General features: G+C 39.2%; 9 protein-coding genes and 1 pseudogene. 1 reads left to right on the forward strand and 9 read right to left on the reverse strand.

Annotated features, from left to right (window positions below; translation table 11 throughout):
• Window positions 1-20: 20 nt before the first annotated feature.
• From AC1DOS_RS02610 to AC1DOS_RS02630, 5 genes and pseudogenes are all read right to left on the reverse strand, one after another.
• Window positions 21-206: a hypothetical protein gene (locus tag AC1DOS_RS02610; protein WP_477536292.1), complete on the reverse strand. Its 186-nt coding sequence runs from the start codon at window positions 204-206 to the stop codon at window positions 21-23.
• A 615-nt stretch (window positions 207-821) separates the two neighbouring features.
• Window positions 822-5,039 (reverse strand): S8 family serine peptidase, encoded by a 4,218-nt coding sequence (locus AC1DOS_RS02615; RefSeq protein ID WP_477536293.1) that lies wholly within the window; start codon window positions 5,037-5,039, stop codon window positions 822-824.
• Between the two features lie 354 nt (window positions 5,040-5,393).
• Window positions 5,394-6,677 (reverse strand): tetratricopeptide repeat protein, encoded by a 1,284-nt coding sequence (locus tag AC1DOS_RS02620; RefSeq protein WP_477536294.1) that lies wholly within the window; start codon window positions 6,675-6,677, stop codon window positions 5,394-5,396.
• A 288-nt stretch (window positions 6,678-6,965) separates the two neighbouring features.
• Entirely contained in the window at window positions 6,966-7,625 is a 660-nt protein-coding gene (locus tag AC1DOS_RS02625; protein WP_108587087.1) for a GTP pyrophosphokinase, read from the reverse strand.
• A 1,092-nt stretch (window positions 7,626-8,717) separates the two neighbouring features.
• Window positions 8,718-9,068, reverse strand: a pseudogene (locus tag AC1DOS_RS02630) (transposase); the annotation flags it as partial.
• A gap of 38 nt (window positions 9,069-9,106) precedes the next feature.
• On the opposite strand from AC1DOS_RS02630, the gene AC1DOS_RS02635 reads away from it, so the two are divergent.
• The gene (locus tag AC1DOS_RS02635) at window positions 9,107-10,027 is read left to right on the forward strand and encodes an SDR family oxidoreductase (RefSeq protein WP_477536295.1); all 921 of its coding nucleotides are present in this window, start codon (window positions 9,107-9,109) and stop codon (window positions 10,025-10,027) included.
• Window positions 10,028-10,138: 111 nt separating this feature from the next.
• Here the strand turns inward: AC1DOS_RS02635 and AC1DOS_RS02640 are convergent, their stop codons facing one another.
• The 4 genes from AC1DOS_RS02640 to AC1DOS_RS02655 form a co-directional block, all read right to left on the reverse strand.
• The gene (locus tag AC1DOS_RS02640) at window positions 10,139-10,534 is read right to left on the reverse strand and encodes a DUF3888 domain-containing protein (protein ID WP_477536296.1); all 396 of its coding nucleotides are present in this window, start codon (window positions 10,532-10,534) and stop codon (window positions 10,139-10,141) included.
• Between the two features lie 163 nt (window positions 10,535-10,697).
• On the reverse strand, window positions 10,698-10,859 hold the full coding sequence (locus AC1DOS_RS02645) for a hypothetical protein (protein ID WP_477536297.1): 162 nt from the start codon (window positions 10,857-10,859) through the stop codon (window positions 10,698-10,700).
• Window positions 10,860-11,071: 212 nt separating this feature from the next.
• Window positions 11,072-11,581, reverse strand: coding sequence for a DinB family protein (locus AC1DOS_RS02650; protein ID WP_477536298.1), 510 nt, complete (start codon window positions 11,579-11,581; stop codon window positions 11,072-11,074).
• Window positions 11,582-11,952: 371 nt separating this feature from the next.
• Window positions 11,953-12,447, reverse strand: coding sequence for a GNAT family N-acetyltransferase (locus tag AC1DOS_RS02655; protein WP_477536299.1), 495 nt, complete (start codon window positions 12,445-12,447; stop codon window positions 11,953-11,955).
• Window positions 12,448-12,501: the final 54 nt, after the last annotated feature.

Below are 12,501 nucleotides of genomic sequence, written 5' to 3' on the forward strand. Positions count from 1 at the left end.
CTTTAGTTGAATAAGTCGTTTTATCTATCATTATCTAAATCATCATCAAGAAAAGATTTTTTATCATCTTTAATTCCATACTTTTTTTTAAGAAAATCACCAATTATCGAATTGTTAATACCTCTTTTAACGGCTGTTTCTATAACGATAAAAAGAAAAAATAAGCCAACAAAATAAAAGATAATATATAGACCAAATGCCTCCATTAACAATCACTCCCCCTAAATTTTACCACAAATAATCTTACCCCTTTTGAAGTAAATCACCTGCGGTCACTCTTCTTCTTCATCTGGAATAGTTTGTAGTTTCACTGTCACGGTTGTGAATCGAAGGGTTTTTCTTTAGTTCTTTCGTTTTATCTGTCCATATTATGATGGAGGCACAGACATTCAGTCTACAATGATTTATCTCCAATATCATGTTATAGCTACGGTGATTAGCTCTATGGAAACAGTTCCGGAATCATCTACCGACTAAGTGATACCTGATACCCATCTCTATACATCATCGATTGACAATCCAATTTGCAACAACAACTGTCTATAGTTGTGGGAGATATGTTGAAAGTATTCTGTATTTGATGCACCTAGCATATGTCTGAATTTGTTCGTATTTTGCCAAGTTCTTTCCTCCTGCTTTTCCTTATAGAACAGAGATTAAAGTAAAAAAAAACCGGCAACGTCGTAATGAAGCGTCACCGGTCTTTATTAATCATATAAATCATCTAGAGCCAATCTGTAGTTGGTACATGAGATGTTGTAAAACATATCTAATTGGCTCTAAAATAGTTGTTTCAAAGCTTACAATAGAACTGTACCTGCTTATTTTTTCGGCTCTAGACCAATTGCACGTAAGAAGTCTTCTAATCCTTTTTTGCCGTGTTTTTCTTTTGGCTTGGCGTTTTTCTTCGCGTCCGGCCCTACTTTTAAGAAGTTCTTTTCAATAAAGCGAACATCTTTTTCGTCAACAATTCCGTCCTGGTTCAAATCTTCTTTCTTATGGTCCTTTCCGTAAAAAGCAACCACTTGGACGATATCTTGAATATCAATCATTTTATCGTCGTTCACATCACCGGCAAGGTTGTCATCCATACGTGCACTGTAAAGTTGCCCGACTAATTCCCCGTCCTGCATTTTACCGAGCTTTGTTGTCAGCTTACTCTGCAAGTGACCTGGTATCTCCACGATAATATCGTATTCTTTATCACTTACAGGAACATTATGAATCTCAAATTGGCCGTTTTTATCAATGGTTCCTGTATATTTCTGTCCATTCCCGGCAACGGCGTACACTTTCGCTCCTAATTTTGTGTAGTCGTTAATGGGTAACCATCCTTGTTCATTCAGGAAAGCCTCTGGTTCGATATGCCCTCGAATCATGGAATGCTTTGAAATAAGGGTAAATCCTTTAGCTTGAAAAGCAGAAATCGTAACCACATCCGCTGCACCAGATTGTGTATAAGAGAATTGATCCGGTTTAAATGACAGGAAGCCATTCACACTTTCATCATTTGTTACTTCGAACGTGACATCCAAGAATGGCGTATCGCCATCCAGTCCTTTAAATTCACGTCCCTCTAAGGACGCACCGACTTTCACCTTGGCACCCCAATCGTCTTCCGCGATAGCCGGATTTGAGAGTTTCACGTTCAGTCCATGTTCTTCCGCATATTTTGTAAGCGCAGGATTCGGTTTGACATCTGTGAATGTAAACATTTTTTTATCATACGGAACTTCCAATGTACCGGATAGGAGCTGTTTGACATTATTCAAGTTTAAAGTCAACGTGATTTTTTCACCCAGCCTGACTTTGTCTTTGTTATAACTTGAGACAGCGTATTCTGTTCCTTCTTTGACAAAGGTATAATCTTTAAATCCATATCCCATGCTGCCTGCCGTCGCAGTGTCAAATCCAAACAATCGTAAATTTAACGGCTCGTTCACTTCCTCTGGAAGCACCCCGAATTTAAAGTCCCCGTTTGCTTGAATCGTGTTCAATCGGCCTGACGGAAAAGCAGAATTTTGATAATATGCGATCATATTTGCTTTTTGATCATATGGAAGTCCCTTCGCCTTTAACGCATCTACCGTTGAGTCATAAATATTGCCGTGCACCCATACCGCATGCTCGCCGTCTTCATTCGTGAACATGGATTCATTCACCTCATGAACACCCGGTTGAAGATCTTTGAACTTCATTTCTGGAATGGTATTGTCAATGATGATACTGTCGCCTTTTGTATAGGATTTTCCTTCATTATCGTATCCGATGAAGTCAAGTTCGTAATCTCCCTCAGGCAACATGACTGGTCTATCCGCAATCGGATGGGAAGGATCGCCTGTAAATGGATACACATAGCCCCCCATACCGGAGAACATGATATATTCGAGATTCGGTTTTATGTCGCTTGCGTCAAGTGTTCCAACAAGTCCTAACGTTTTTCCTGTTTTTCGATCCTTCACAACGGCATCAATCGTTTTCAGCGGACTGTTCAATTTGAATGTCAWCGGCGAGGACGGCCTTTCCATATATGGATGGAAGTTTGTCGGATCTGTTGCCATCGCGTCCCGAAGCAAATCTACAGATGCAAGTCCCCGCTCTGACAAACGAACGGCAAACGGAACTTGGTACGTTTCTGTTTCATTATGTTTGTCGGTGATGTGGATGTACCCTTCATATCTTCCGAATTCCGCGTTTTCTGGAATGAAAATTTCAGGATGGATTTCCCCGGATGCTCCAGCAGCTACTTTAATGGAATCCTGCACGTTCAATATCACACCGTTTTTCGCCGCGTCTTGTACGCCTACACTCGTTGGCGAATATTCTACTTCTATTTTGAACTCTTTTTCATCTGTTTTATTGTTGTTTTTAATCACAACTTTTCGACTGTCTGTAATCGGCGCATGTTGTTCCAATTGGTATTTGTGACCGAACACAATCGAGCCGGTTTTCTCTTCCATTTCCACTTCTTCGTCATTTTCGATGCTTGGTGTTTTATCGATGACCTCAATGGCTGTATCTGCATGAACGGCTTTATACGCATCGATTCGCCCTGCACCCACCTCGTACACGGAACGCTCTTCTTTTAAATCAACCGCCGTGTTCATGAGCGCCTCTTTCACATCAAACGGGTTATAATCCGGGTTCGCTTGTAAAATCAATGCTGCTACACCCGACGTATGAGGAGTCGCCATGGATGTGCCGGACATACGCTCATACGCTACCGTATAATTGTCTCCGTCTTTCGGGTCGTTGATATATTCTGGGACAGTCGAGAAAATCGCCACACCCGGCGCTACGACATCCGGTTTAATATCATCCGTTTGACTCACAGGACCTCGGGAACTGAAATCAGCCAAGCGGTCGCCCTCTGTTTTTGTGTTGCTTAGCTCTCCGAATGTCAAGGTGACATCTCCTTGTGCCCGCAATTTCTCGCCATCTGCMTTTGTCAAACGGAAGGAAGGAATAGAAGATGTACTTTCTCCGAGATAAGCCGTGATTTCACCTTCTACATTGTTGTACACGATTACAGCCTTCGCGCCTGCTTGCATGGCATTTTTAATTTTTTCATCGAATGCAATTTCGCCACGTTGGATGAGCACAAGCTTTCCTTTTACATCTTTCCCTGTAAAGTCAGCTGGTTTTCCAAGCCCTGCATATACAACCGATAACGGTTGCCCTTTTAAGTCCTCAAGCTTGTCCGTAAAGCTTTTGCCGAGCAACATCATCTTGTCTATATGCCAATCGCCTGCATCCACCGTATATGTCGGAATGGTTATCGCTGCGTCGCTTGCGCCAACTGTAATCGGAAGAGCCGCAGACCCAGGCGAACCGAGGCTTCCTTCTCCCGGTCCCGCATTTCCGGCCGCCACAACCGTTACGACCCCAGCTAACATCGCATTATTTACTGCCACGGATGTAGGATATAAAGGATCATTGATGTTAGCTCCTAATGACAAGTTGATCACATCCATACCGTCTTTTACCGCTTTGTCGATCGCGGCCAGAACACCATTTGTATCCCCGCTTCCGTATGGACCTAACACTCGGTATGCATACAAGTCTACATCAGGAGCTACCCCTTCAACCGCATAATCCACCGTGTTTTTCTTGTCTGCGGCAATCGTTCCGGCTACATGTGTCCCATGGGATGTATAGTAAGGACTGCCATTATAGACCTCAGGATAACCGCCGGAATTTTGCCAATCCTTGTATGTTGTTTCCATCGGATCTGCATCGTCATTGACGAAATCCCAACCTTTTACAGAGTTCGGATCGACTTTTGTTGGATCCGCTCCTTCTTGAGTACGATATCCTTTATACGCGTCTTTTAAATCAGGGTGATTATAATCGATTCCTGTATCCAATACCCCAACTTTAATGCCCTTACCCGTTATGTTTTCCGCATGGAGCTTGTCCACGCCGATTTGCGGAACACTGTCCGCCATTTTCGGCTGTACAGCGGCCTTAGCTGTTTCTTTCGGTAAATCGAGCTGTACCTCCTGATCGTTCCAGACGCGCTTTACAGCACCAGATCGCACCAAATCTTCAATTATATTGCCAGGCAAGGTCATGGCCACGCCATTGAACGCGCTCTTATATTCTCTTGTGATTTTGGCGGATTGAAAGTCTTTCTCTGCATCTCTCTTTTTTTGCAGCTGTTGCAGGGCTACTTTAAATTCGTGATGAGATTCTTCCACCTTTTGTTCTGCGGCAGAAGACGTAAGCTTCTTTCCTTTCGCTGCTTGCTTTAATACTTCCACTTTGGCAGGTGCCTGTTCAAATTCTACGATTACGTTTACTTTCTCTGGCGTTGATGTATTGATATCCGGAGAAATGACGAAGCCTGGTCCTGCCTCCAGTGTTTTCAAAGCATGGCGCTGTTCCTTTGTGAGATTGGTTAATACAGCTTTCGCATCAGTAACTCCAGCTGGCTTAGATGTGTTTTCCGCTAATACGTTGTACGGAACGCCGGATGATAATAGCATACTGGCAGCTAATGCTCCAGTAAGAATTTTGATAGATTTCTTCCCCTTCATGTTGTTCCCCCTCTATTGACATTCATTGTTCTTTACACAAGTGATCATTAGTTTCTCAACCATTTACTTGGCAAAAATAAGATGATCCATTCCTTTGTGTAATCTAAATTATAGACAAAACAGAAGAGTCTGTTAATTTGGAAAACAACGGTCATTTACAGTCAGATTTTGTACTTTTCAGGGGGTTTTTCTCGAAAAAACAAACAAATACTCGAAAAAAACATTGATTATCGTATGTTTTTAAACTTTGGAAAATTTCTAAAAATCAAAACATATTACAGATTTAATCACCAAAAAAAAGGACAACTGGTTCACAATTGTCCTTTTCATCTATTAAAATACTCATTACTTCTCTTATAACCTCAAGTTCTCAAGCGTCACAGGATTCCCAATATTATGAAGCGCATTTTTAAGAATCCGATTGGATGCTAGAAGATAATGATTAACGGAAGTCAGATCTTTTTTTTCCTTATAATACGCTGTTATCATATCTAAATATTTTATCGCTCTTCTGAAATGCATACGCCGTTCGAGTGTCGGTAGCCCATGCTTAATTAAATATTGGACAAGTGTCTTTTTATCTCCCAGGGCTTCAAGATAAAGTATTTTTTGTTCTACATACATTGGTGATTTTCGGTCTTGGAAGGAATCCAATTCTTGTTTTAACAGTGCGGCCGCCTTTTCATGTTCATTAAATTCGGTAAGCGCTTCTGCGAAACTTGAGACGGTCACATAATAGGAGAGTGTATATTTTTGCTTTAAATCAAGGGATTTAGAGAAATATTCGAGCATCTTTTGAAAATTTCCTTGTCTGTGATACAAGAATCCTAGGTTATGAAGAGCGATTGCTTTCATGTCTGTATTCCGCAGTAATTCAGCGTCACTTAAGACGAGAACGAGCATTTGATCCGCTCGCTCAAATTTACCTATGTATATTAAATTAACGGCTATAATGATTTTTACATGTACAATACGTAATATATTGTTCGTATCTTGCAAAACGCGCAATGCCTTGTTTGCATAATGAAGAGACAAAGAATACTGATACAAAAGGCCATGCGTTGCCGCTCTATAGTAATAATAATCAGTGATTTTTTCACTATATTGTACTGCTTTGTCTTCTAAACGATTCAAAATCTCGAGTGATTGTACGTATTGTTGTTTGTGACCATAATAAATGGCTTGAAGGAAATCCCATACATACGCCTCAAATGAAGAATACTTTGCTACATCCTTTTTCATTTTCGATGATACTTCTTCAAATTCTGAAAATCGATCCAAGAGTAATAAGTAACGAAGCATATATAGTTCATATAAATAAATCATCTCCGTGCATTGGACATATTCTTTATGCTCCAATAGCTCTTTATATAATGCTGCCGCTTTCTCTTTTTGAAGCCGTTCCATAGCATCATAAAAAAGTTCTAGCTGTCGTTTTAGAAGCTGTGTTTTTTTATTTTCTTCCTCAATGGATATATGCAATCTCTCACATAGCAATTGTAACGTTTTTGTATTTGCTTCTTTGAAATTGTTTTCGATTCTACTCAGGTGACTAACAGAACAAATCCCGTGGCAAAGCTGTTCCTGTGTCTTATGCTGCTTCTTGCGGTGATAATAAATGATTTTCCCTATAGACATAAAGCACCCCACCCTAGTTATCTGACTTTTTTTATCATTCATTATACTACATGAAGTTGAAAAACGATGAAGAGAAGAAAATGTTATTATTTCTGTGGAATTTATAGAAAGAACAGCGTTTCCATGACTTTTTCTATTTCATAAGAAATGAATCTCTTTTCTCAAGAACTAAAAAACTACATGTCTCTAATGGTCCTCTAACAGTTAGCAAAAAAAGAGTAGGTTTGGAAAATATCCAACCTACTCTTTTTTACTTAGCTTGCCATTTAGTGTCTCTTTTTTCATTATTTATCCATTTGAATCTGTTTCACTAGATAGTAGTTGAATTCTTAATTTAGACATTTCTTTGTCCAGTAACGAGGAAGCATTGGATAGCTCAATTAATTGTTTTTGAGCTTCTTCCGGTATCGATTCACCTTGATATTTATAGTTGAGTTTATGTTCTGTTGATGCCCAAAAATCCATAGCGGATGTTCGGATTTGGATTTCTGCGGGAACCCATATCACTTCATTAGATAAGATGACTTGCGTTTCTACAACAAGATGAAGGCTTTTGTAGCCACTCTTTTTAGGTTCTTTAATATAGTCTTTTACTCTAATCATGCGAATATCTTCACGCTGCTCGATATGTTCCTTCAGCAAATATACATCATCAATAAAGCTAGTGACAATTCTTACTCCGACAATATCTCGTATTTCTTGTTTAATAGATTCTTGAGTCAGCGGAATTTCTTTGTTTTCAATCTTCTCAACCAATGACATAATAGTTTTCAAGCGTGTTTTCATATGCTCAATGGGAGAGTATCCGTGTTTCGATTTCCATTCAAGATCAATAATATTGAAATCACTCTTCAACTCATATAATGCCATCTCATATGGGATGAAAAAGCCTTTCCAGTTTTTTAAAACCGTTTGCACTAAATCGATCTTATGTGTCTCTTGATACATATTAAACACCCCTTGATTAAAATCACTTTATTATTCTGTCATCATATCACAGGTGGTTTGAATCGGATATATGAGAATGACTAGCCAGTGGATGAAATGGAAGTGTAATCGTGTTGTAGAAACAAGCTAAATTGAAGAACGTTTGAGCTCCCCACAACTGCGAGAAATCCATTATCTTTACCCTTTCTTACTTCAAAAACATTGAGGCCGACACCCATCGTTCTTCAACTAAAGCACCCTTTAGTTGAAGTACATTACTTCACAATGTTTAGTTTTTGATAGTCCAGTTAAATAATCCTTTTACTTCTTTTCAACATATAATATTTAGACCCTAACTTAAAGGAGTGAAATAACATAGGATTTTTTCAGCCCGAGGGAACAATGGCACCAACTTCCCCTCCCCCACCTCTCATACCAACAAAACCTTCTGTATCCTATATAATTGACTGTGTATATCAAAACACTTATGTATGGCTTATAAATGGGGACCAATTCTGGTTTTACCCAACTCGCGTGGAATATGGTGAAGTATCTGGATATAGATGGAACGGTTCCTTCTGGCAATTCTACGGAATTGACCCAAGATTTATAGATGCTGTTGCCTGTTATCCTACTCCTACCCTTTACTAAAATCCAAAAAGCCTTTTGGTAATTAAAAACCTCAAGGCTTTTTCTTTTGTAATAGGCTTAAAATGAATACACATTTTCGCGATATAATCCATTCAAAGTAGTATTAAATATTTCATTAACCTGTCTCTATAAACATTGATGTATCAACGATTTGCACCACTTTGTGATGTTGAGTAAATATTTTTGAAATAGTTTATAAACAGAGTCTTGAATTTCTTGTTTTTATTACCAAATACAGCTTACGCTTCGCTAAGACTAATGGAAATCATTAGCTTTTTTATCCACTATGTGATGCACATTGGATCTCTGCGATGCTTATGAAGACGTACCCTCCCATGTCTCTTGGCGTCGGTGCGCTGACATTCCTTCGTTCGGTCTATTCATAAGGCAGGTCTTAGTTTAGTTATGTTGCTGGCTTCTCCGTGTCATCCTTCTGTTATAGGTCTCGATGATAAGAAATGTTTACGCTGTCTCTGCGAGACAGTGGAGATCCTTCATCATGTATTGTTCGTTAAAACGGACTTTCTTTTTGCAAATACCATGTAATATTTTCAGTAATTTACCACAGAGCACTACCATCGATTGCTTCCCCCGTAAGGAATTCTGTTGGCGTGTTGTGTAGTATTCATGAAGCTGTTTAAACGCTGCGTTATGACGAATGAGTGGAACCATTACGTTGAAAAGTATATATCTGAGTTTCTTTCGTCCTCGTTTCGAGATATGTTTTTGACCCTTATGTTGACCAGACGAGTTTTCACGTAGTGTTAATCCCGCTAGTTTGATAAGTTGGCGTGGATTTTCATAAAGTGAAAAGCAATTCATTATATTTTAAGAATAGGGGTTTAATAGCAATGGAGAGTATAATTACGAATAAGTGGACAGTGAAAGGCAAGTACGTCGTAATTACCGGGGCCACCAGCGGCATTGGGCTTGCCACAGCCAAAGAGCTCGCGATTCGAGGCGCAAATCTGGGAATCGTCGCGCGTAATCAGACCAAAGCGACTGAAGTAGTGAATCAAATCAAGGCATTAACCGGGAATGGAACCACAGTGGATGTGTTCCTAGCTGACATGGCTTCTCAGCAGTCCGTACGTCAAGTTGCTGCCGACATTCTGGCCAGGTGCCCGAAAGTGGATGTCCTAATCAATAATGCCGGTGCCTTGTTCGAAACGCGACAACTAACTGCAGACGGCTTAGAGTTGACATGGGCGGTCAACCATCTAGCTCCCTACCTGCTTACGACACTGCTCCTCGACCGGCTAAAGGAAAATGAGCAATCCCGAGTTATCACAACCGCATCCCACGGTCACAAGATGGCCAAGAAGGGGATTGATTTTGACGATCTCAGCGCCAAGCGTCTCTATAGCTTCGCCAAAAAGTTCGTTGGTGGCCCCACATTTCGCTACGCGGAGACCAAGCTCGCCAACATCTTGTTCACCTCTGAATTGGCGGGGCGACTGGAGGGAACAGGAGTCACAGCTCACTGCTTCGATCCTGGTCTAGTTTCCACGAACTTTAACCAGAACAACGGACTGTTGGCCCGGTTGACCATGTCCGTGATGAATTTGTTCTCCCGAAGCCCTGAGAAAGGTGCCGAAACTTTGGTATGGTTGGCGGACTCAGACGAAATTACCAGTCACAATGGCCGTTACTACACCGACATGCAAATTACAATCCCATCTGTGCCCGCTCAGAACATGGACGCGGCAAAGCGCTTGTGGGAAGTAAGCAAGGAACAGATCCAGCGCTCGGACACGATCGATGAAGAGTAGTCCTAAATTACCTAAAAATTGGAGAGTGAACAAACGTTGACGCAATTAGATGAACCTCAATTTAAGCTAAAGCACACCGTTAGTTGAAGAATGTACAAAGCTTTGTCAGACTTATTTTTGAATTTTCACCACTGAAACTCCATCTGTTGTTACATGAAAGGTTAATGTTATAGGACCTTCAGGTGGATTTAAAGGACCTGTATACGTATCATATTTTATTTTCACAGTAAAATCATACTGAGAATACCCACCAGTTTGTCGTTTTACTTCTAATATTTCTGCATTCCAAAGTGCATAACTACGATTTGGATATTCCTTATTAATTACTTTTCTTGTATATGGGTCTAATAACACCAATAATACATCATAAAAATCGGAATGTTTTTCTTCTGCACTGACTTTCTCAGATTCATCTGTATCATTGTTCGGCAACATCACTCCCGTAGCAAATAACGTTAATACTAAAACGAATGAAAGCAATATAAAGATAATTTGTTTGGTTTTCATATTTATAATGACCGCCCTATTTTATCAGTTATGGTAGCTTGCCCAGTTTATAAAATTTATGCAAAGTTCAACTAACCTGCCCCGTAAGTTGAATAAAAAAAGGCTTTACCTCTTATTGAAGTAAAGCACCCGTTAGTTGAAGAAGAAGTTTTATTTAATTCTCTTATTGCTTTTTCTTATATATCTCTTTTAGTACATCTGGTCCCGGAATATTATTTAATATCTTTATTAGTTCATCTACACATTTATCGCTTGTAAAGTCACCTTTTCCGTCTTTTGCCATTTCCAAATAAGCGGCGGTCATCATTTCAATGCTTTTTAGCATCTGACTCATCTAAGCCAATGATTTTTTCTCTTATTTTATCTAAATCCAACATAAATTATCTCCTTAGTTCTGATTGAAAGTATAGTAAATTCGCTATAAGGGGTAGTGTCAGGGATATGCAGATTTACAACGTTAAGAAAGTTTCAATATTAAAAAACCTAATTTTTCAGCATTAAATGAGAAATTAGGTTTTTTCATTAATAGAAAAAGACTTATAAGTATTTATCACTAATCACTTTCATATGGTGTAACTCGTGCCCGGCAATGCCATATGCAATGATACCTATTGAAACTGGGCTGTTCATTACAGTTCCATTACGAACCCACGCTGCATCATCAATGGTTGAAATAAGGCTTAACGTGTTGGAACGTACCGTGTCTAAACCAGCTAGTAACTGGTCCCAGGATAATTTGTTGAAGTTTGCCGCAGAAACGTATTGATCCTGATCCATTGCTGGGAGTGGTGCACTTTCATTTCGTGCAATGGCAAGCACTCGATAGGACATCACACGTTCAGAGTCGGTCATATGCCCAATCACTTCTTTTAAAGTCCATTTCCCTGGTGCGTACGCCTTCCTTGCTGACTCCTCTGATACGCTGCTTAAAAGGGTAATGGTCTTAGTTCGTTGCTTACTAAGTATTTCTACAATATCTCCATCTGGCACAAGACTAACATACCTTTCATGCTCTGGATTTTCAATAAACAATGGTCGTGGACGCACATGAATCCTCCTCATCGGAATAGTTAATTATGGTTCTAGGCTAATATTCGACTGTCAGAAGATATTTCCTTTAATTTTGATATTTAATTTCATTACCGCAAAATAATTGCAAATTAAACCACTTTATTATCTCTGTACAACTGATTTATGCATTTAACATAATACAAATAATAATGGATTAAATCACTTTTTATTCCACTAACCTGCCCCGTTAGGTTAATAAGAAAAAAAAGCTGCCAAAGCAACTCCACGATCTTTAACTAAAGCACCCGTTAGTTGAATAAGTGTACATTATAAATTTGATAATAAATCCTGCAATTTACTCGTCAATACTGTTATCAACGATATCCCACACAAGATGGTGATGTCCCTTAAAAGTAATTGGGGATATCAAATGATATAGAGTCGATATCATTTTCTTTTGAGTAGTACATACAAATACTGTCTTTATATTTTTGACTTTCATTAGGCAGAACAATAAAGCCTAATCTATTATAAAAGTCTGTCCCAATATCACTATACAGGAAAAAGTTGTTACAGTTTTCTTCCTGTTCTAATTTGTTCATTGTTTCTTTGACTAATAAAAAAGCATATCCATTTTTTCTTGAATTTGCAGGTGTCGCGATTGATCCTATCCCTTTTACGATTAAGTCTTCTGAAGGGTTAAGTTTATATACGATGAGAGAACTTAATAATTCCTTAGTATCTGTTGCTTCAAGAACGTACCATTTCCCCTTCTTATACTTACTTGAATCCTGACACATTGTTATATATTCTTCGACTGGCATATCATCTCCCCAAACATCAAAGCCCATCATATAAATATCTATCATATCTTCTTTTGTTGCTTCTCTTATTTTTTTCAAATTACCTCTCCTTGTGTTGTATTTGCTTATACATTCTTTTCGACTTTTAGATTA

This window comes from Paenisporosarcina sp. P5_A11, from assembly GCF_056400705.1.